At 43.2% G+C, this 22,636-nt stretch carries 16 protein-coding genes; 9 read left to right on the forward strand and 7 right to left on the reverse strand.

Translation table 11 applies throughout. The features are described from left to right. Positions 1 to 614 precede the first annotated feature (614 nt). From purL to rnhA, 6 genes are all read left to right on the forward strand, one after another. Positions 615 to 2,972 (forward strand): phosphoribosylformylglycinamidine synthase subunit PurL, encoded by a 2,358-nt coding sequence (gene purL / locus ACEW80_RS23155; RefSeq protein ID WP_373528843.1) that lies wholly within the window; start codon positions 615 to 617, stop codon positions 2,970 to 2,972. A gap of 207 nt (positions 2,973 to 3,179) precedes the next feature. Further along, entirely contained in the window at positions 3,180 to 4,679 is a 1,500-nt protein-coding gene (gene purF / locus ACEW80_RS23160; RefSeq protein ID WP_373528844.1) for an amidophosphoribosyltransferase, read from the forward strand. A 114-nt stretch (positions 4,680 to 4,793) separates the two neighbouring features. Further along, entirely contained in the window at positions 4,794 to 5,360 is a 567-nt protein-coding gene (locus ACEW80_RS23165; protein ID WP_373528845.1) for a Uma2 family endonuclease, read from the forward strand. Positions 5,361 to 5,702: 342 nt separating this feature from the next. Continuing rightward, the gene (locus ACEW80_RS23170; protein WP_373528846.1) at positions 5,703 to 6,011 is read left to right on the forward strand and encodes a hypothetical protein; all 309 of its coding nucleotides are present in this window, start codon (positions 5,703 to 5,705) and stop codon (positions 6,009 to 6,011) included. A 60-nt stretch (positions 6,012 to 6,071) separates the two neighbouring features. Beyond that, a complete protein-coding gene (locus tag ACEW80_RS23175; protein WP_373528847.1) occupies positions 6,072 to 8,285 on the forward strand; it encodes a CHASE2 domain-containing protein in 2,214 nt (737 codons plus the stop codon). A 265-nt stretch (positions 8,286 to 8,550) separates the two neighbouring features. Continuing rightward, positions 8,551 to 9,417, forward strand: coding sequence for a ribonuclease HI (gene rnhA / locus ACEW80_RS23180; protein ID WP_373528848.1), 867 nt, complete (start codon positions 8,551 to 8,553; stop codon positions 9,415 to 9,417). 146 nt (positions 9,418 to 9,563) lie between these two features. Here the strand turns inward: rnhA and cruG are convergent, their stop codons facing one another. Further along, on the reverse strand, positions 9,564 to 10,754 hold the full coding sequence (gene cruG, locus ACEW80_RS23185; RefSeq protein WP_373528849.1) for a 2'-O-glycosyltransferase CruG: 1,191 nt from the start codon (positions 10,752 to 10,754) through the stop codon (positions 9,564 to 9,566). Positions 10,755 to 10,790: 36 nt separating this feature from the next. Further along, a complete protein-coding gene (cruF, locus tag ACEW80_RS23190; RefSeq protein WP_373528850.1) occupies positions 10,791 to 11,699 on the reverse strand; it encodes a gamma-carotene 1'-hydroxylase CruF in 909 nt (302 codons plus the stop codon). A 396-nt stretch (positions 11,700 to 12,095) separates the two neighbouring features. Here cruF and ACEW80_RS23195 point away from each other — a divergent pair, with 396 nt between their 5' ends. Further along, complete coding sequence (locus ACEW80_RS23195; RefSeq protein ID WP_373528851.1) at positions 12,096 to 12,527, forward strand: hypothetical protein; 432 nt, start codon at positions 12,096 to 12,098, stop codon at positions 12,525 to 12,527. A 131-nt stretch (positions 12,528 to 12,658) separates the two neighbouring features. Here ACEW80_RS23195 and ACEW80_RS23200 read toward each other — a convergent pair whose 3' ends face one another. Then, a complete protein-coding gene (locus ACEW80_RS23200) occupies positions 12,659 to 13,441 on the reverse strand; it encodes an MlaE family lipid ABC transporter permease subunit (protein WP_373528852.1) in 783 nt (260 codons plus the stop codon). Between the two features lie 2,004 nt (positions 13,442 to 15,445). Between ACEW80_RS23200 and ACEW80_RS23205 the strand changes: the two genes are divergently transcribed. Beyond that, complete coding sequence (locus tag ACEW80_RS23205) at positions 15,446 to 16,033, forward strand: ferric reductase-like transmembrane domain-containing protein (RefSeq protein ID WP_373528853.1); 588 nt, start codon at positions 15,446 to 15,448, stop codon at positions 16,031 to 16,033. A gap of 158 nt (positions 16,034 to 16,191) precedes the next feature. Then, positions 16,192 to 17,283, forward strand: a complete 1,092-nt coding sequence (locus tag ACEW80_RS23210; RefSeq protein WP_373528854.1) for a WD40 repeat domain-containing protein — start codon at positions 16,192 to 16,194, stop codon at positions 17,281 to 17,283. Positions 17,284 to 17,634: 351 nt separating this feature from the next. Here ACEW80_RS23210 and kdpC read toward each other — a convergent pair whose 3' ends face one another. From kdpC to kdpA, 4 genes are all read right to left on the reverse strand, one after another. Beyond that, the gene (kdpC, locus tag ACEW80_RS23215) at positions 17,635 to 18,273 is read right to left on the reverse strand and encodes a K(+)-transporting ATPase subunit C (protein WP_373528855.1); all 639 of its coding nucleotides are present in this window, start codon (positions 18,271 to 18,273) and stop codon (positions 17,635 to 17,637) included. Then, positions 18,273 to 18,542, reverse strand: a complete 270-nt coding sequence (locus tag ACEW80_RS23220) for a potassium-transporting ATPase subunit F (RefSeq protein ID WP_373528856.1) — start codon at positions 18,540 to 18,542, stop codon at positions 18,273 to 18,275. The genes kdpC and ACEW80_RS23220 overlap by 1 nt, the downstream gene beginning before the upstream one ends. A 6-nt stretch (positions 18,543 to 18,548) precedes the next feature. Further along, positions 18,549 to 20,690, reverse strand: coding sequence for a potassium-transporting ATPase subunit KdpB (kdpB, locus tag ACEW80_RS23225; RefSeq protein WP_373528857.1), 2,142 nt, complete (start codon positions 20,688 to 20,690; stop codon positions 18,549 to 18,551). Positions 20,691 to 20,830: 140 nt separating this feature from the next. Next, positions 20,831 to 22,579, reverse strand: coding sequence for a potassium-transporting ATPase subunit KdpA (gene kdpA, locus ACEW80_RS23230; protein ID WP_373528858.1), 1,749 nt, complete (start codon positions 22,577 to 22,579; stop codon positions 20,831 to 20,833). Positions 22,580 to 22,636 lie beyond the last annotated feature (57 nt).

The raw sequence follows: 22,636 nt of genomic DNA on the forward strand, positions 1-22,636 counted from the left end.
TAAGAACGCTGATCTAACTGCTGCTTAGTTTCTGCTTCTTTTTTAACGATTCTACTTAACTCAGCCTTTAAAAGAAGTTGGGTAACTTTTTCTTGCTTTCTATTCGTTGCTGCTAAATGCCAATTAGTCCAAACTCAAGTAAGTTAGTACGTCGGTTTGCTCATTTGGATGAGCAGTTTATCAAAACAATTCCCGGAATCCTTTATCCAAGAGCGATTCAGTGATTGAGTTCGCTGTTGTAGGAGTCACTTCAGGCAATAAAGTTCCAAATAATCAGATTTTACGGGATTAAAACTTGCTGGCGATCGCATCGCGTCCTATAAATTTCTTCCGCGTTCAACTAGTGGGTCGTCTCACAACCTGATAGCCATTTCCATATCTGGAAATCACCTATGCAGGTTACAAGAAAAGGAAATTTTATTACTTGTTTAATAACAGTACAATTATCAGTATCCCAAAATTTAATACAATCCATATTTAGATGTATTACAATGTTTTTCTTTAAGTAGATTTATTTAGCTGATCTGTACCATCAGCCATGAACTCTTCCATAACTGCATTTGCAGGGCAAGTAAATCGATAGAATAATGCTCTGTCCCCCAGAGTGCATTTTCATGACCGCAACCTCAAAACCAGCCTTTTCGGCTGAAGAAATCGCCAAAGAAGGTTTAAAGCCAGAAGAATACGCAGAAATTGTCCGTCGATTAGGACGCCATCCCAACAAAGCCGAACTAGGAATGTTTGGGGTGATGTGGTCAGAGCATTGCTGTTACAAAAATTCTCGACCTCTACTCAAACAATTTCCTACCGATGGCGATCGCATCCTCGTAGGCCCTGGTGAAAATGCTGGTGTTGTAGACTTAGGTGACGGATTCCAACTAGCCTTTAAAATTGAATCTCATAACCACCCCTCAGCAGTCGAACCCTTTCAAGGAGCCGCAACGGGAGTAGGAGGCATTCTTAGAGATATCTTTACAATGGGTGCGCGTCCCATTGCCATATTAAACTCGCTGCGTTTTGGTTCTCTAGAAGATGCCAAAACCCAAAGGTTATTTACTGGTGTAGTAGCAGGAATTGCCCATTATGGTAACTGTGTGGGAGTACCCACCGTTGGCGGCGAAGTTTACTTTGACCCGGCTTACTCTGGTAATCCTCTGGTGAACGTGATGGCGCTGGGGTTGATGGAAACACCAGAAATTGTCAAATCTGGAGCATCTGGTTTAGGCAACCCTGTACTGTATGTTGGTTCCACCACGGGGCGCGATGGCATGGGAGGCGCAAGTTTTGCTAGTGCAGAATTGAGTGACCAGTCAATAGACAATCGTCCTGCTGTGCAAGTAGGCGACCCCTTTTTGGAAAAGTCGTTAATTGAAGCTTGTCTGGAAGCATTTAAGACAGGTGCAGTTGTCGCCGCCCAGGATATGGGAGCAGCTGGGATTACCTGTTCTACCTCAGAGATGGCGGCAAAAGGCGGTGTGGGAATTGAACTAGATTTAGATCAGATTCCTGTCAGAGAAACGGGGATGGTTCCTTATGAATACCTGCTTTCGGAATCTCAAGAACGAATGCTGTTCGTTGCTCACAAGGGGCGTGAGCAGGAGTTAATCGACGTTTTCCATCGTTGGGGACTTCAAGCCGTTGTCGCTGGAACAGTCATAGCTGAACCCATCGTGCGGATTCTGTTTCAGGGTGAAGTAGCAGCAGAAATTCCCGCTGAGGCTTTGGCGGAGAATACCCCACTATATCATCGGGAGTTGTTGACAGAACTACCAGAATATGCGCGTCAAGCTTGGGAATGGACTCCTGATTCCTTGCCTCCTTGCACAACTGCTGGAATAGAACTCCAAGGAGGGCTGCAAAGTTGGAATGATATTTTGTTAACTTTGCTCGATACGCCCACGATCGCTTCTAAAAACTGGGTATATCGTCAGTATGACCATCAAGTACAGAATAATACTGTAATACTACCAGGTGGTGCAGATGCCGCTGTTATCCGTTTGCGCCCCCTTGAAGAGAATAGGTCGCAGGGAAGAATTCCCAATGCCCAACGCGGTGTTGCGGCAACGGTAGATTGCAATCCTCGTTATGTTTATCTTGATCCTTACGAAGGAGCTAAGGCTGTGGTGGCAGAAGCTGCACGCAATCTTAGCTGTGTGGGTGCAGAACCTCTGGCAGTGACGGATAACCTGAATTTTGGCTCTCCCGAAAAACCGATTGGTTACTGGCAATTGGCAGAAGCTTGTCGCGGTTTGGCGGAAGGTTGTCGAGAATTGGCAACACCAGTTACAGGCGGAAATGTCTCTTTGTACAACGAAACTCTTGATTCTCAAGGCATTCCCCAAGCCATTTATCCCACCCCAGTAGTGGGTATGGTAGGCTTGATTCCCGATATAACCAAAATTTGTGGTCAAGGTTGGCAAGCATCTGGCGATGTAATTTATCTTCTCGGATTGCCTCTAGCATCCAAAATTAGTTTAGGAGCATCTGAGTATTTAGCCACTATCCATAGTACTGTTGCCGGAAAACCGCCACGGGTAGATTTTGACTTGGAACGCCGCGTCCAGAAAGTTTGTCGTGAAGGAATTCGTAATGGTTGGGTGCGTTCAGCCCATGATTGTGCTGAAGGGGGAGTAGTGATCGCCATAGCAGAATGTTGTATTTCTGGCAACCTTGGTGCTCAAATCAATCTAGAAATATCACCACGCCTGGATGAGGTGCTGTTTGGCGAAGGTGGCGCGCGGATTTTAGTTTCTGTAGCATCGGCACAACAGGAAATTTGGGAATCATATTTACAGGAACATCTAGGTCAAGAGTGGCAACAACTAGGTATGGTCGGTAACTTTGAGGCTGGTTTGGGTGTTTTCACCACTGATAATCAAGCCTTAATAAAAGTTAGTATCAAAGATATGAAAGATCATTATTCTCAGGCGATCGCCAGACGGCTCGCCATCCACACTACTACCCCCACCTAAATCAGTTAGGAGTTGAAAGTGAGGAGTTAGGAATAAAAACCATAACTCCTAACTTCTAACTCCTCACTCCTAACTGATTTATTAACGTCTCTGAGCATAATTACGGTACTGTTTTAATAGATGGTTAAAGATTTGTTAAGAAATCTTCCACCATTTATCGCCATAATCCCAGTGACTTGACCCCCCCCCACCAGGAGCAAAGCTAGCATGATTTCCATTCATTCTGTCACTTCGGATGAATACCCCGACCAAACTAACAACCCAATTAATAGTGATGAAAATCGTCCTGACAAGCCAGAAGAAGCTTGTGGAGTTTTTGGCATCTATGCACCAGGAGAAGACGTTGCTAAAATGACCTATTTTGGATTGTATGCCCTCCAGCACCGGGGTCAAGAATCAGCTGGGATTGCCACATTTGAGGGTACACAAGTACACCTCCACAAAGACATGGGCTTGGTGTCTCAGGTTTTCAATGAATCCATCTTGGAGCAGTTGCCTGGGAGCCTTGCTGTTGGTCATACTCGTTATTCCACTACAGGTTCTAGCCGCAAAGTTAATGCCCAACCCGCAGTGCTGGAAACTCGCTTAGGTTCATTAGCCTTGGCGCATAACGGTAATTTAGTCAATACTGTGCAACTACGTCAAGAGTTAATTGAGAAGAAATGTAACTTAATCACGACAACAGACTCAGAAATGATTGTTTTTGCGATCGCCGAAGCCGTCAATGCTGGCGCAGACTGGTTAGAAGGGGCAATTCAAGCATTTCACCGTTGCCAAGGAGCCTTTAGTTTAGTTATTGGTACTCCCAGTGGCATTATGGGTGTCCGTGACCCCAATGGTATTCGCCCCCTAGTAATTGGGACTTTGGCTGGTAATCCAGTCCGTTACGTTTTGGCTTCTGAGACTTGTGGTTTAGATATCATTGGAGCCGAATACCTGCGAGACGTTGAACCAGGTGAATTAGTTTGGATTACTGAAGAAGGTTTAGCTTCCTATCACTGGAGTCAAAATCCTGAGCGGAAACTGTGTATCTTTGAGATGATTTACTTTGCCCGTCCTGATAGCGTCATGCACAGCGAGAGTTTGTACAGCTATCGAATGCGGTTAGGGCGGCAATTAGCTGAAGAATCTGCCGTAGATGCCGATATTGTCTTTGGTGTTCCTGATTCTGGTATACCCGCCGCTATTGGATTTTCCCAAGCTTCCGGTGTAGCCTACGTTGAAGGACTGATTAAAAATCGCTATGTTGGGCGAACCTTTATTCAGCCAACCCAAGCCATGCGCGAGTCGGGTATCCGCATGAAACTCAACCCCCTCAAAGATGTTCTAACGGGTAAACGAGTGATTATTGTAGACGACTCGATTGTACGGGGTACTACCAGCCGTAAACTGGTCAAAACCATCCGTGAGGCAGGTGCAATAGAAGTGCATATGCGAATTTCTTCTCCGCCTGTAACTCATCCCTGCTTCTATGGCATCGATACCGATTCTCAGGATCAGCTGATTGCTGCTACCAAGTCAGTAGCGGAAATTGCCAATCAACTGGAAGTAGACAGCCTCGCCTATCTCAGTTGGAAGGGAATGTTAGAAGCGACACGAGAAGACACCAATAGTTTCTGCTCTGCCTGCTTCACCGGAAATTATCCCGTAGCGATTCCTGAACAAGTGAAGCGTTCTAAGTTGAGTTTAGAAAAGGTAGTGGTGTAAAGTGCTCCGACAGACTGAAGTCTGCGGCTACACAAACCAAGCCCGCCTGCGCGGGCTAAATAAATGCTGTCAATCTCAGGTTAGAATTGGTAAATCATTCAACAGTCATGATTTATGAACCAGCCGATATCTGAAAGAGTGCGCTGGACTACAGCCGACTTAGAGTTGTTTCCAGATAACGGAAACCGTTATGAAATTATTGACGGAGAATTATTTGTGACCAGAGCGCCTCACTGGAATCATCAAAAAACTTGTGTCAGAATTAGCACTACTTTGGATAATTGGTCACAGACTACTGGTTTGGGAGAAGTTGTGACTGCGCCAGGCATAATTTTTGGCGATAATGATAATGTGATTCCTGATGTCGTCTGGGCTAGCAATGAGAGATTGCCTTTACTTTTAGACGAGGCGGGGCATTTGACTGGTGCGCCAGAACTAGTTGTAGAGGTGCTATCTGCTGGTAGTGAGAACGAAAAGCGAGACAGGGAAATTAAATTAAAGCTTTACTCAGTAAGAGGTGTTAGAGAATATTGGATTGTGGATTGGCGCAACCAACAGGTGGAAGTATATCGACGCGAACAAGCGAGTTTAAAGTTAGTTGCGACGTTGTTAAACGGTGATGAATTGAGCTCACCTATGTTGCCTAATTTTAACTGCGCGATCGCCCAATTATTTACTTAAACAAATTAGTTTTTCTGTAATTCATTCTCTCTGATTACTTCCCTAAGATTTTATTACCAAACTGCATCGGCAATCCTATGGCAGGTGCAAAAAAGTTCTAGTCTTGGTGGAGTTCTGAAGTCCAAACAGGTTGACCACTTGCCTAAACTTGACCCTGTACCCTTTCTGGTTAAATGCTTGCAAATCTTCCATCTTCAAGCCGGATGAATATCAAGTACCGATGCGATGCGTTTACACTCCAGAAAATACCAGTCCGCCATCTTAAACTTTATGTATTACATTAAATATTATGCCAGCTATTTAAGCTAATAATAGAATTGTTTCAATGCAGTGGATGAAAATATGAGGGTTTGGCTTGCCTGCTTTTTGGTGCTATTTGCCTTGGCGGAACTGTTCGACTGGTTGCAAGAATTTAATTTGCCATTGCCTATCTATATTTTGGGTGGCGCTTTTTTAGCCGTTGCTTCTAACTATGACAAGATTGTTGGTTCCTATTTCGATGATCCAAGCATCGAAGCATCACTTGAACAATTCCAGTTAGATTTACCAACCCCATCTACTAATTCTATTTCCTTTACTATTGCCAGTTCTGTTGAAGATGCTCAACTAAAAACCCAAAGCGGCTTGTCACCAGACATCGCCTCGAACTAGCAAGTAAATTGCTACATTAAATTAGAGCATCTAACCAATTCAGGCTACCGCAGCAACACCGTGATTAGTGGACTTTTAGAAAAACTCCGTGTCCCGTTTGTCAAAGTTCAGGATTCCCACGAAACTTCCTTCAGCAAAAGCTGGCTGCAAATTATTTTGATTACTAGTGTGGGAGTCACCGCCTTGATCTGGGGAGTTCGGGAACTCAAATGGTTACAGCCTTGGGAGTTGAGAGTTTATGACCAGATGTTGCGATCGCATCCACCACAAGCACCTGATCGGCGGATTTTACTAGTAAAAATTACTGACGAGGATCTTAAACGAGAGAAATGGACTCTATCACATCATACAATCAATCAGCTGTTGGAGAAAATAGAGTCTTATCAACCACGGATTGTTGGTTTATATCTTTTCCAACCAGAACACAACAATTTGGCGGCTAATCTGCAAAATCAAGACAATATTATCGGCACCTGTTTGTTCAGCAGCTTGGGTAGAGATGAAATGCCACCGCCACCCAATTTTCCTATAGATAATGTTGGGTTTAGCGATGTGGTTGCTGACCATGAAAACGACCAAATTCTCCGCCGTAGTTTGTTATTTGCTAATTCTACAGACAAAAAATGTACAACATCATTTGCATTTGGTGCCCTAATTGCCATTAATTATCTGGAAAAACAAAGCATTGAATACCAGTTCACTAAAAAAGGAGATTTTCAGTTAGGTAAAACCCTCTTCCCACGCTTAGAAGCTAATTCTGGTAGCTATCAACATCTCGATGCAAAGGGCTATCAAATATTATTAAATTACCGTCACCCCAACAGCCTTGCCGACCAAGTAACCCTCTCACAAGTCCTCAGTGGCGAAGTCAACTCCAGTTTAGTCAAAGACCGTCTGGTAATTATTGGCACTACAGCAGCTAATCTCCCTCCAGGTGGCTTTTATACACCCTACAGCACTTTGCCAGATCAACCAGCCAGAATGCCTGCTCTGTTTATTCATGCACAGATAGCAAGTCAACTCATCAGTACAGTGTTGGATGGGCGATCGCTAATTTGGTATTGGCCAGACTGGGCGGAATTTATTTGGGTGTGGGGCTGGTCGCTCTTAGGTGGAATTATAGCATGGCGGTGGCAAAACCCATTGCTTTTGGTAGTAGTAGTAGGAACAACTATACTTATTTTAGTAGTAATCTGCGTTACTTTGTTTTTTCAAGCCGGATGGGTGCCATTAGTTCCTCCTGGTCTTGCTGTGGTGATTAGTAGTATCAGCGTTATAGCTTATACTAGCTACCAAAATCAGCGGCAAACTCAGGTAATTATTCTGCAAGTTGAAAAACAACAAGAAGCGATCGCCCAATTAAATGTACTCTTAGAAGATAAAACAGCACTTCCCGATTCATATCTTGATTTTGCTCCCCCCGTTGATTCACCAGAAATTAAATCTGGTGATTTGCTTTTGAGTGGACGCTACAAAATCTCTAAAACTCTCGGTGCTGGTGGATTTGGTCGCACTTATTTAGCACAGGATACTCAACGACCGGGTAATCCGATTTGTGTAGTGAAAAAGTTAATGCCAGCCCGTCAAGATATCCGGTTTTTGCAAGTTGCTCGCAGGCTGTTTAATAGTGAAGCTGAAATATTAGAATCTTTGGGTAAACATCATCAAATTCCCGAACTATTTGCTTATTTTGAAGATGACCAAGAATTTTATTTAGTTCAAGAATATATCGAGGGACATACCCTAAATGAAGAATTACCGCCTGGGCAGAAGGTGCAGAACGAATCATTTGTGATGGAGATGTTCAAACAAGTTTTAGAAGTTCTCGGATTTGTTCACCAGCATCGAGTGATTCATCGTGATATCAAACCGACTAATATTATTAGATGTGCTAAAGATAATCGGCTGGTATTGATTGACTTTGGGGCTGTAAAATTGATGCAGCCGCCGAATATTGAGCAAACAGAATTAGCGACAGTAGCCATCGGGACGCGAGGTTATGCACCTCCAGAACAATTTGCCGGTCATCCTCGCTTGTGCAGTGACATTTATGCTTTAGGAATGATTGGCATTCAAGCCATAACTGGGATATCACCGCAAGAACTTCATCCAGATCCAGAAACGGGTAATGTGATGTGGCGGCAAACAGCCCCAGTTAGCAAAGAATTAGCGGCAATTTTAGATAAGATGGTTTGCTATCATTTTAGCGATCGCTATCAATCAGCCGCCGCAGTTTTACAAGATTTGAAACGTATGTGTAGCCCTGGCGATTAGAAATCGCGGTTATACAAACGAAGTCTACTAACAAAAAATTAATGGTTCATAACCCGTAGAGGCGGGTTTTGTCTATGTAGCCGCGACTTTTGCCGTCATTCTCGCCCAACCCAACAATTACCAACAAAATCTCCGCTTTCGGGCTGAAGTTTTTGGTTGGAGTGTAGGCATCGGTGTCCTCTTTGCTGTGCTAATCTTTATTAGCCTGCGCTTTCGCCGCTAATAACTCTCTTCTTAGCTTCCTCTGCGGTTCGATACCCTAACCATGTCTACTCAACCCACAATTCAAAGCATATACACCGATGGCGCTTGCACCGGTAATCCTGGCCCTGGTGGTTGGGGTGTTGTCGTTTACTTCAGCGATGGCTCAATCCACGAAATGGGCGATGCGTCACCTCATACCACCAATAATAAAATGGAAATGCAAGCTGCGATCGCAGCCCTGCAATTCCTGCAAACATCTCAACAAGCTGAATCTATCACCCTTCATACCGATAGCGAATACCTGATTAACTGTGTTACCAAATGGGTAAAAGGCTGGAAAAACAAAGGCTGGAAAAAATCAGACGGTAAACCTGTCCAAAACCAAGACCTTTTGGAAACTCTTGATGAACTCAACACCCAACAGGTAAAATGGCAACACGTTAGGGGACATTCTGGTAACATAGGTAACGAACGTTGTGATGCGATCGCTCGTAGCTATGCCAGTGGTAAAATCCCTTCGCTACAAGAATTAACTAATGAACTAAATGTAGCAAAAGTAGCTGATTCTGAAAAACACTCTAGAATAATTAACCAAAGTATCCCAAAAATCAGTACTTCTGCAACTGTTATGGAACCATCAACTGTGCCCAGTGCGGCCACAACCGATGAAAAACCGTCAGAAATGAGGGTTTTGCAGCTCCGCAGCTTGGTCGAAACTCTGCGTATCGCTGACGAAATTTCTGAAAAAGGCTACTTAATCACCAGTTCTGAGTTAGCAGACTTGATGGATGTCCACGCCAGCGCTGTCACCAGTCGTGGAGATCAATGGCGCTGGCGAAACTGGATAGTGTCACGAGTCCGCCGTGAAGGAAATCAAATTCTTTGGGAACTAGAACGCGGAGATCAAATAGGAGGTGAAGAAGAGTAAGGGAGAAGGAAGTAGGGGTAAATAACCAATGCCCAATGCCCTTCAGGAGTGCTGAGTGCTGAGTGCTGAGTTGGGAATCTCACTTCTTTACTCGGAACTCGGAACTGTTTTTGCCCAATGCCCCATGCCCCATGCCCAATGCCCCACTATATATACTTGCGTCCCCGCCACTCGCGCGGGGTATGAAATGCAGATAAGAAGATTCTTAGCACAGCCAAGGGATCAGCCAAAGGAGAAAGCCAGAACAACCAGCCGCCTTTTGCACTTTTGCGATCATAGGAAGGTGCGATCGCTATTAGCATAGCAAAGCGAATCACCAGCAGAAATAAATTTAATCCCAATAAGAGGAGCAGAGGAAGTTGGGGAAACTGGGGAAGAAGAAAGAAGTAACTGAATAATATTGGTAAAGGTAGACCCTGAACAGATGTGAGTAGCCATAAATCTCCCCACAATTGAGAACGAGAAGTTGCATCTTTGAGATCGAGACTCCGCCCCCATTCCTTCCACGTCTCCATCGCCCCTTCATACATCCGTACCTTCAACACCTTTGCGCCATCTAAAAAGCCCACCTTATATCCTTGAGCAGCAATATTTCGTGCCAGAGTGACATCATCACAAAAAGAACCACTTGCACTGCTATAGCCACCCACAGCAACTAAAACGGAGCGACGACACAAAAAACATTGTCCATTTGCCATCACCCGTTCTGGCTGCTCTGTATTGATCCCAGCTGGATCAAATCGGTAAAGCAGAGTCATCAACAAAGCCGGTTGTAACCAGGACTCTCCAGGATATTTGAGGATAAACTGGGGTGAAAGGGAAACCAAATCATAGCCTTGTGCTTCGGCCATCTTTACCAAACCAGCAACCAAACCAGGATGCGGTTGGGTATCAGCATCCAGCCCCAGAAACCACTGACTAGCCTCTGAGCTATATAGAAAACCGTTATGCAACGCCCAAGGACGCCCCACCCAACCAGAAGGTAGAGGATCATCTGTCATTAGGCGAAAGCGCGGATCTTTTTGCTGTGTGGCTTTTACCAATTCGGGAGTCCCATCAGTGGACTTGCTATCTACAACAATAATTTCCCGAACTTCGTAGCTTTGCTGACTTAAACCAACTAACAGAGGGCTAATCCGAAGCGCCTCGTTCAATGTGGGAATGACGACACTAACACTACCCAAAAGCTCCGGCGTCGGCTGTTGGGGTTCTATTGGGGGAAAGCGTCTTGGCCCCTTTAACAGGCGGGAAAATAGAATCGCCGTTGCTGGTACTTGGATAAGTAGCAATAAAAGGGAGATGGCGCTTTCTACTATCAAAGCGTTGTCATTAGTCATTAGTTATTCTCCGCGTCCCCCCACTCCCCAATTTACTTATTTCAAAGCAACTTCAACCTTTGCGATTGATACTTCTTTGCTTACTGGTTCAACAGCAACTTGAGTGGGTGTGGTTGAACTGCTTAACCACAGCGCCACAGCAGGAACCACACCTAGTAATAAGCCGAGTAACACAGGGACGGAGAACCCAGCTGCCAAGCTGAGTCCGGCGGCAAAGGCAAAGTTAGTTAAATAAACGACTAAAGGTAGATTAAGTTGCGATCGCTCTAATTTAATTGAGGTGTTTCTCCACAATAATCCTGCCACACTCATAAACAGGGCGCTAGTACCAAACCATCCTGCATAGTTCTGGTAAGGCGTCCCAAAGAAAGCTCCTGGTTGTTCCCAATACCAGAAAGGCAGAGAAGTTTGACTCATAGCTGGCTCAAGGGCAAAATCCCAGCAAGTGAAGAGTAAAGCACCAAGGGCTATAGCCGCAATATGGCGTCCCCAACTGGGTTTTTCAGCTACTTTCAAACCAGTTCTCGCAATTAAATAAGACGACAGCCCAACATAAAACCAAGATAAAGGAATTGTGAAAGGAACTAGCCCCGCAATCTTATAACCCAAGCCACTCAAGTAGCTATAATCACCAAATGGAAAACCTGTGCTGGTTCCCAGTAGTTCGCTCCCCAAAGAGATAGACACAGCCGATAGCATGAATGCTAGCCAAGTTCCCAATCCCAGCGTCCGGTAGGCATAAATAGACACAGCTATTGTCCCTAAGATGATATCAACGACACCACCGCCAGCCATACTTAACTGTATGGCAGTTTCTCCAATCTGTGATAAGTTGAAAATTATTTCGGCATTAGGTACGACCAGTAGCATCCCTACCAGTCCAAAGGCTTTTGACACGATATGACCAATGAGGCATACGCGTTCAGCGATAATAAGTTGTCTCATGATAATTCCTTAACAAGATGTGACACGCGGCTACTCGGCTGCTAATAGTTTACAAATGTTTAACAATATATTTAACTAATTTGTGCTGCAATTCTCTCCAAACTTGTTTATTCTTGAGAAGAGCATAACAGCCTATTGATTGAAGCTCTAAGAAATATGATTACAGATTTACTAGTTTAAGCCATAATAGGCAAAATCTACATAATTTCATCTACAAAAACTTCTGATTTCTTGTTATACCGATACCCAGATGGTAAAAAACTCCTTCCATACTGAAATCTCGTTAAAGGAGGATAACCATCAGAGATTGAGCAAACCCCCAAGTAGAATAAAGTCTTTAATTACTCTACTTAGTGATGGAATAATACTTTTACTCCGTACTAGGAATATCAACCCATGTCGATTTTGAAAAGAGTTCCTTGGGTGTCACTGGCGCTAGTACTTCTTAGCTACAGTGCTTTAGGCTGGGTAATATCTGAAACACGCGCTCCTATGTTTGTGTGGCTATTAACTGTAGTTGCTATCTTGCTTTTAATAGTAACCTTGACCACTCCTTGGTCGAAAGTGACAAACTACTACACTATTTTGTTTAAATCAAATATCAGGTCTTTCTGTGTTGCCGTTTTAGCAGCTTTCTTATTCTTTATCATGCTTGCCTGGTTTCGGGTATTTCTTGATACCTTACTCATTATTTCGGCGACTATATTAGTTAGGATAGACTTTCAAATAGCAGGTCTTAGGGAAGGGCTAGCCTTCTGCACTACGTCTATCTTTTCGTTGGCAGGTTTGGCCTTGGGTGCGCTAATTTACAAGTTAGTATATTTCTAAATTCCCTTAACTCGAAGTGCGGGCTGCGCCAACGCTTCAAATCGATATTACTTGCTCAAAGCTTTTTCACTTAGCAACTAACGAAGCCCATCTAATAGCACTTGCGATAATTTGTCATATTTTACTTGCGTTCAAAATATAGGCTGTTCAAACAGCAGCAAAGATAGAAAAAAATCCATGATAAAAATTGACACCCAACTAGTAACAACTGCTTTGGTTGCTGATTCTCCTACTTCCTTTGCTCCCCCCTTAGTAGTTAAACCCCAACTACAACCAATAACAGCTATTAGTACCCCAAAAATAAATCCTTTTAGCAAAATAATAAACAAATCTGACGGTTCTAAAAAATTTCTGACTGATTCTAAAAATGTTTCGGGAATAATTTTGTAAAACTTTGATGCGGCAAAAACTCCGCCGATAATACCTGTAACCAAAGCGAAAATCGTCATCAAAGGCACTATTAAACAACAAGCAATTACTCTAGGAAGTACTAGATAATCAATAGGATCAGTTTTGAGCATATAAAGGGCATCAATTTGCTCTGTTACTCGCATTGCACCTATTTCAGCTGCAAAAGCAGAACCTACTTGTCCCGCCATAATACTAGCGGTCAAAATTGGAGCCAATTCTCTACAAAAAGCTAACGCAAAAGCACCTCCCACAGTATTTACAGCACCAAATCGCACTAATTCCCTCGCTATCTGAATAGTAAAAATCATTCCGGCAAAACCGCTGACAAGGAGAACTGGAGAGATAGAATTTGGCCCGGCAGTCACCATATGTTGCAGAATCTTGCGGTAGTACGTTTTTCCTTGGAGTAAATGTAGCCACACTTGACCGAAGAGGAGTATTGCCGCAAAACAGCGTACAATCCAAGACTGCTCAAAATTTGTTTTTGATTGCAATTTTATCATCCTTAAGACACAGAGATGTGTGTACACCGTAGCAAAGTTGAGCAGATATTTGGGCATAGGTCAATTGAGCTTAGTAAACTTTAACGGAAAATAGTACCTATGGTATTGTGAGGTTTTTTACTGCTGCCTTCATGCATCTCTGGTCTGTCAAACTGGGAAAAATAATTGTGAGTTGAACTGATAACCTATATCTCTAAATCCGTTTTTGCGTACTCACCTCAAAAGGTTTAAAAGTTTAATAATATTTCTAACAATGTAATGTTAATAATTTTTTATGCACAAAATTAAATACGTACTTTTTGCGTTGCTATTAATACTCTGTTTTTCAGTGGCACTTCCAGCTTTTGCATCTGTATGCCGCAATTACAATCGCCACCAAATTTGCATTCTCAGTATCAGCCGAAGTGCTAAAAATTATTGGGAATACAGGGCGACCATTAGCGTGGATGGAGTAAAAAGACCTATCGAGGTCTACAATTGTCGTGAACAAGTCAAGGTTCAACAAGATGGTACTGTATTGCCCTTTGAGCAAAAAGGCCCTGGTGAGATGATATGTATCTTTTTCAATTCTACTGAGTAGTAAACACGCGCCAGTTGAAGAAGAATTCAGAAGTCAGAATCAAGACGCTCGCGGACTCGCTAACGCTTCTCTACGAGACGCAAGCGCGAACGCTATCAGTGGGGGATTCAGACCCGCCACTGATTGAAGACCACCAAAATAATAAAGACCGTGAAACCTAGATAGGACAATACAGTTAGCCATTCTTGCCAGCTGCCAAATGTATTGTTCATCAGCAAAAGCCGAAAAATTAGTATCTTTTAATCATACATGGTGATGCTACCAGTCAGTTGCTGGATTTTGGCAGATAAAGATTACTCTAAAATTCTTAGCTAATTTTCCGGAATCGATAACGTCGGAGTAGTATCACTTATCAGAGCATCGATATTATACTTAACCTCTATAACTAACCTTCGGGGAATATAGCCCCATCGTTTCCGCTCAAAAGCCCGGCCATCATGATCGGGCTTTTGATGTTTAATACAATAAATTGCTCTTTCTGTTGAGTCCTGACATAAAACACGTCATTGACTGTTTTCGTCTGTTCTCAAAGTGGGTAATATTTCTCATGGTTGGCAATGCCAGGGCTATTTCATTCTAGGCATAAACCGCCCAAAACTAAAGTTTCAGGCTAATATCTAAAGTCTGTTAAAACGGACTATAACCTTTTTTCAGTCGTCTTTAGACTCAGAATTCATTCTGAGGCGGGCTAGATGAGAATGAAATAGCCCTGCATATCAAGATTATCAGGAAACTCTGACTTGCAGATTTTTAAGAAATATAAAATATTTTAATTCTAGGAACCAATATTCATAGAATTATTTATTAAACTTATATGTTTTATCACTAAAAGATATCAGTTAGAAGTATAGATAAAGGTTAAGAAAACAACCATAAAAGTTAACTTTAGATTAATAGTTAGTTGCTGAAAATCTGGGAAAACAACTTGATTGAACTTAATAGATAGACCGCGATCGCTAGTATATAGCCTCAAGTACGCTTGCCAAAGCATTGCCGACGTTGAAAATACAACTATAAAAATTAATTAAGCAATTATTGAATATAGCAATATTAAATTTTTGAGAGAGAAAAAAGCTAAAAAGGTTATAAATAATATAATTAGTTTTAAACTTTGTAATTTGTTAATATAATCTTTGTAATTTGTTCATAATTTAATAACTTAATTGGATTACTATATTGTGTGTTAGATGGTAAAAACAAGGTAAACAAACTAAATCTTAAAAGGGAATCAGCAATTGCATAGCCATTGTCAGCACTATAATTCTAGCTGTTGCGTATCCTCTATACTCAGTCAGTCTCGATCATAGTTTCTAAATGGGTATGAAAATGTATATCCGCCCCTTTTAACAGTACTATCTGCACTCAAGAACAGACAAAAATTAGCAATTGGCGGGCTTTTGATTGCCCAGGCTCATAGCTTTAATTTGAAAAAAAAGGGAGCGATCGCCATGATAATGGATACAGCACCGTTGGCTAATATCCTGGGATTATTGGCATTAATTAACTATATTGTTACATTATTTCCCACAATCTTGAGGATTGTTTTTCCACAGGTACGACAGACTAGTATTCCTAGAATACTGCTGAAACATCGTCGCCTCATTGGTATTTTCGCTTTCTTTTTTGCTTTAGTTCATGGATTCTTATTAGTCCAAAAAAGGAACTTTGATTTTTTTGATTTGAAGACATATTGGGTCTATTCTCAGGGAATAGCCACATTCACGATTTTCACAATTTTGGCTATTACCTCTAACGACTGGAGTGTAAAGAGACTTAAAAAGAACTGGAAGAAGTTACATCAATTGACTTACTTGGCTATGTTTCTTTTAATCTGGCATATTTTGGACAAGATGTCAGGTCACTGGACATATTTAACGCCGATTGGAATTGTAGCTATTACCGGAATAACAGTTTTATTTCTCATCCGATTATGGATTGAACGCCAGAATAAACAACAAAAAGCTAGCGCTAAGACATCTCAAATAAAATTGCCAGTAAACAGCATTAAATAGCTTTGAATTGTTAATAGCTACTTTAACTTGCCTCCAAACAAGACGATGTTTACTTCCCTATGCGAACGATACCATTCACATTCAAATTAGATTTACTAACCCTGCGTTAAATAGCTTTATCACTTGTGGTAATCGTTCTCTAAATGGAGTTTCTCTCTATGATATTAAAGCCAACTCACTGGAAAGTTCCAGTTACCTTAGTAATAACGGTAATAGCTACTACTATTGGGATCATCAGCTCTAGATCGCTTTCACAATCAAAAACGCTCACACCTACCTCTAGGGCTTGGCCAATCACTCAATCTTCTAATACTCTTAAAGGGCATTCAGCCTGGGTTTATGCACTTGCCTTCTTCCCGGATGGCAGGACTTTAGCTAGTGGTAGTTATGACGGTATTATCAAAATTTGGAATCTGCAACATAGCAAATTACTCCACACCTTAAAAGGGCATACTGATGCAGTTGAATCCCTCGCCGTCAGTCCCGATGGGAATATCCTCGCCAGTGGTAGCTGGGATAACCGAATTAAGTTGTGGAATTTAAAAACTGATACCTTGATTAATACCCTCGAAGGTCATACAGATGATGTAAAAGCAATTGCCATTAGTCCGAATGGAATGTTACTAGCTAGTGGCAGTGCTGACAAAACTATACGCTTATGGAATTTGCACTCTGGCAAACTACTTTATACGCTTCAGGATGTAGATTTGATCAGGTCTATCGCTTTTAGCCCTCAAGGTAATACCTTAGCTAGTGGCAGTGAAAATGGCATCATCAAGATTTGGCAGTTCGCTGATAGCAAAACGTTGCGCGTGCTGGCGGAACATTCAGGAGCAGTTAGGTCAATTGTCTTTAGTCCCAACGGGCAACTTCTTGCTAGTGGGAGTGCGGATAACACGATTAAGATTTGGCAGGTTAACACTGGGCAAGTAATCCACACACTAACCGGACATTCGGGGGTAGTGAATTCCATCGCCTTTAGCCCAGATGGACAAAAAATCGCCAGTGGTAGCTATGACAAAACTATCAAGCTGTGGGACTTGCCCACAGGCAAATTATTGAGCAACTTGGCAGAACATTCCAAACCTGTTTGGTCAGTTGTTTTCAGCCCTCAAGGTAATGCATTAGCTAGTAGCAGTGGAGACGAAACTATCAAAATTTGGCCTGTATCTGTTTTCAGTCAAACTAAGTCTAGTTCTACATCCGCATTCCGGTCGAAATCAGAGTTACAGCATTTTTCAAGTAAATAAACCACGCAGTAAGAACACTTTTAGGACTTACGCACTGTACAAATTCATTGTGATGTGCATTAACGAAAATAGGTTTTTTCAGGCTTTTATTAATTATCTTTTGATGCCTACGGCGGTAAACTACGTAATTAGACCATGCTGTAGGGGGTTAGCATGGTAAACCCCTACGAAAGATGTGGTTTTTACCTTTATCCATATTTGGTATTTCTTGTCAATGCGTAATTACGTTTTAAGCTTCAATGATTTAAAACTTTGCTCATTAAATCGTAGCTGTTTTGATTTTTACCATAAAAATAACGCAATCAATACGGTTCGGTTAAGGACTATGCACCTTAACTGAACCGTATTGCTTTAACTCTTAATTTGATCCAGAGCTAAATTCAGCTTCAAAACATTAACTCCAGGCTCACCAAAAATGCCAAGAAAGCGACCATCGGTGTTTTGAGCAATCAAAGTTTCCAGTTGGGTAGGCTGAACTCCCCGCGCCTTTGCCACTCGTGCAATTTGCGCGATCGCAGCTTCGGGAGTAATGTGAGGATCAAGGCTAGAACCAGAGGTGTAAACTAGATCGGCAGTCGGCTGTATACCTGCTGTTTTCAGACGATTGAAGTCACCTTCAACTTTCTTACTGGGATCTGGGTCATCTTTACCTTTGATGCGTTCCAGTAATGCGGGATTACTGGGAGCCAAGTTACTAGCACCGGAAACTCCAGTTTTCAAAACTCCGGCATCGTCCTTTTTGGGATCGGCTGTGCTGTAGCTGCTGGTGCTGGGACGGCTGTTAAAATAGCGATCGCTACTAAAAGGTTGACCAATCAAGGCAGAACCGACAACTTGACCTGTGCTATTTTTCAGTAGACTGCCGTTTGCTTGAAATGGAAACGCAATCTGTCCAATGGCAATCATCGCAAAAGGATAAATAATCGCGCTAATTACCCAAAGTACCAAGGTAGAACGAATAGCTCTGCTAGCTTCGCGTGCAAAACTCATTAGAATTTCTCCGGTACAAACATTACAAAAAATAGATAGATGGAAAGCCCTAGCGTTACCAGTCCTAACAGCCCCAATCCCCAAGATTGACTGCGGGAAAGTTGTTCATCTGTGGCAGCATAGACCAGAGGTGCAACCACTAAGTTGAAACACATCGCCAGGAACAAATACAGTGGCAGCTTTTGTCTACACCATTGACACCAGATATCAGTTATTTCTTCTAATACTTGGGATGCAACGATAGTGCGTCGGATATGAACGGGTTTCATAGTGAATTAAGACAAAGGTAGGATAATATCTATCAGTTTGATCGCAATGAAGGGAGCAACGATGCCGCCAAGACCAAAGATTAAGATGTTGCGACGTAACAGTTGATCTGCTGTTAAAGGTAAGAACTTTACACCTTTGAGTGCTAGCGGAATTAGTGCCGGAATAATCAAGGCATTGTAAATCAGGGCTGAGACGATCGCAGATTGGGCACTCTTGAGTCCCATAATATTAAGTGCGCCGATGCCAGCAGCCGCAAAGATAGTGGGAATGATCGCAAAATATTTGGCGATATCGTTAGCGATGGAGAATGTTGTCAATGCTCCACGGGTAATCAGCAGTTGTTTACCGATGGTTACTAAGTCAATTAGCTTCGTCGGGTCAGAATCTAAGTCCACCATGTTAGCAGCTTCTTTGGCCGCTTGTGTCCCCGAATTCATTGCCACACCCACGTTTGCTTGAGCCAATGCCGGAGCATCATTAGTACCATCCCCGGTCATTGCCACCAGTTTACCCTGAGATTGTTCGGAGCGAATCACCTCAATTTTGTCTTCTGGAGTCGCCTCAGCAATGAAATCATCAACCCCAGCCTCCTGAGCAATCACCTCAGCGGTAATTCGGTTGTCACCTGTGAGCATGATAGTCTTAACACCCATGCGGCGCAGTTGGTCAAATCGTTCTTTTAGTCCAGGTTTGACAATATCTTTGAGGTAGATGACACCATAAATTTCATTATCTTGGCAGACAGCTAAGGGCGTACCGCCTAACCGGGAAACTCGCTCATAAGCTGCATCTATATCATCAGGAACGGAGCCACTACGGGAACGGACAAATCCCTTAATCGCCTCTACCGCTCCTTTGCGAAATTGTTTGCCATCGGGTAGATTCGTGCCGCTCATCCGGGTTTTTGCTGAAAATTCCACACCTTCGGCTTTATCAATATTGAAGTCTACCGCAGCTTGGGACTTTTCTGCTAAAAGTACTATTGACTTGCCCTCTGGCGTCTCATCAAACACACTAGCAGCTAGGGAGACTTGTGCTACATCTTTTACTGAGTGATTATTCAGGGGAATAAACTCATCAGCCATCCGATTACCCAAGGTAATAGTACCAGTCTTATCTAGCACTAAGGTATTGATGTCACCACAGGCTTCTACTGCTCGACCAGAGGTAGCAATGACGTTAAACTGAGCAACTCTATCCATCCCAGCGATGCCGATCGCACTGAGCAAACCACCGATAGTTGTGGGAATTAAAGCTACCAGTAGCGATATGAGGATGGCAACGCTAGCACCCGCACGCAAACTGTTTTCCGCCTCAACTCCAAAGGCCGTGCTGATAAAGTTGGCGATGTAGTCCACAAAGGGAGGCATAGTTGCCACCACAATCAAGAATACCTGTGTTAACACTGCCAACAATACTGTTAAAGCAATCTCGTTGGGCGTTTTACTACGTTCTGCTCCTTCTACCAGGGAAATCATCCGATCAATAAAGCCTTGACCGGGATCAGCACTAATGCGAATTGTCAACTCATCTGACAGTAGGCGTGTACCTCCTGTTACCGAACTGGCAATATCTGTACCTGGTTGCTTCAGTACAGGGGCAGATTCGCCAGTAATCGCCGACTCATCCACCGAGCCAATGCCTTTAATTACATCCCCGTCGGCGGGAATCATATTATTTGCAATCACTTTTACCAAATCGCCCCGCCGCAGTTCTGTGGAATTGACTTGTTGTATGGAACCATCGGGGAGGACTTTGTTAGCGATCGTGTCTGATCGCGTCGAGCGTAGTGAATCAGCTTGGGCTTTACCGCGTCCTTCAGCTACAGCTTCGGCAAAGTTTGCAAAAACGAGGGTAAAAAAGAGAATAAAGGTAATCAACCCGTTTAATAGGCGTTGTTGGTTGACATCTGCCTGGACTGTGCCAAAGAGATTTGGGTTCAGGGTGACAAGGAAGGTGACAATTGTCCCTACCCAAACAACGAACATGACTGGATTTCTGACAGTGATTCGGGGATCGAGCTTGAGAAATGATTCACGAATTGCTCTTTGATAAAGTCCCCGCATATCTGCCTTGGGGGTGTGTCTACGTGAGTCACGAGTTCCAGATGGAGTACGGGGCGAAGGAGAATCTGTAGTAGTTGGCATAGATTAAATTTTGGGCATTGGGCATTGGGCATTGGGCATTGGGCTAGTGAAGTGGGGAGATGAGGTGGATGAATGAGGCTTTGATCTCCGTTAATGAGGCTTTGAACATAATTCTTTAACTTTTAACTCTCCCCTACTCTTTAGCCGATACCTTTGGCGATAAAAAAAGCTTCACCAATGGGGCCTAATGCCAGCACTGGGAAGAATGTGAGTGCGCCCAAGATTAAAATCACGCCTGCGGTAACGCCGATAAATAATCCAGTATCGGTTCGCAATGTACCAGTTGTGTAGGGAACAGCTTGCTTACGAGACATACTATCGGCTAAAAACAGCAAACCCAAAATTGGAATATAGCGTCCAGCTAGTAAACTGAAGCAGGCACTTAGATTCCACCACAGGGCAGTTGCAGTGGTTTTTGCGCCCGTCGCAGACATCGCTATTGGAGATGGTTGTGAATCGCCTAAACCTTCAAACCCAGAACCGTTGTTAGCAGCAGCTGAGGCATATTCATAAATGACTTGAGCAAAGCCGTGGAAACCGGGATTGCTAATTCCTGAGAGTTGGTCAGCAAATGCTAGGGTGATAGCTGCGGGAATCATAATAGCGATCGGGTGAACCATCAAAAGCAAGAAACTAGCAAGCACGACTTCACGTTTCTCAATCTTGCGTCCGAGAAATTCTGGTGTACGTCCCACCATCAACCCTGTAGCGAACACTGCCAGAATCAAGTAAGCAAATAAGTAAGCGGTTCCTGTACCCTGTCCACCCCAGATAATTTGCAGGAACATATTGGAAAGGGTGATAAAACCGCCATTGGGCATGAAGGAGTCGTGTAAACTGTTGACTGCACCGCACATAGTGCCAGTTGTACTTACCGCAAATAGCACAGATTGCGCCCAACCAAAACGGACTTCTTTACCCTCTAAATTCGCTTGCTGACTGCCTAGCAATGCATTCACAGCCGGATTGCCGTTGTATTCTCCAATAGCGGTGACGATAATGAATACTATGTAAAGCCCACTAACCATGCCATAAACTAACCAAGCTTGTTTAGTGTTGTTCGCAAACAAGCCGTAAGTGTAGATCAGAGAAGTGGGAATCGAAAGCATAGCCACAATCTGAATCAAGTTAGAAAATCCGCTGGGATTTTCAAAGGGGTGTGCCGAGTTGATGGCAAAAAAGCCGCCGCCGTTCTCTCCTAATTGCTTGATGATTTCATAGTGGGCAACGGGACCACGAGCGATCGCTTGACTAATATTCGGATCTTCTAGGGTAGGGAATACAACTGCACCGGAGAGTGTTTCGGGAACGCCAGATGCCATCAAGGCGATCGCTCCCACAATAGAAATAGGCAGCAAAATTCGGGTAATTGAGCGAATTAAGTCTACATAAAAGTTGCCCAACGGTCTACCAGTCAAGCCCCGAATAAAAGCAATCCCCACCGCCAAACCAGTCGCAGATGAGGTGAACATATGATAACCAAGTCCCCACATTTGGCTGGCATAGCTCATGTAGGTTTCACCAGAATAGTGCTGCTGGTTGGTATTAGTAATAAAGGAAATGGTAGTATGCAGTGCTGTGTCCCAAGTTGGGGCATTTATCCCCGTGGGGTTGAGGGGCAACCATCCCTGATTCATAATGATCAAGAAAATCAGCAACCCCATTACTACGTTGCTGTAGAGGATTGCCCGCCCATACTGCCAGCCGGTCATGTTTTCTTTGGTTTGAACGCCTACCAAAGAGTAAAGCGATCGCTCAACCGGGTTCAAAATCGGGTCAAGAAAAGTACTTTGCTCTAAATAGACACGCGCCATGTAGCGCCCAAAAAACGGAGTAATCGCTACTACAATTAGTAGCGTTAATACAATTTGAATCCATCCTTGTAGCATTAGATTAGTCGAACTCCGACATGAGTTAGCTTGAGACTATATCAGATATGTTTGCGT

It is taken from the genome of Nostoc sp. (assembly GCF_041747015.1).
In the GTDB taxonomy this organism is placed as follows: Bacteria; Cyanobacteriota; Cyanobacteriia; order Cyanobacteriales; family Nostocaceae; genus Nostoc.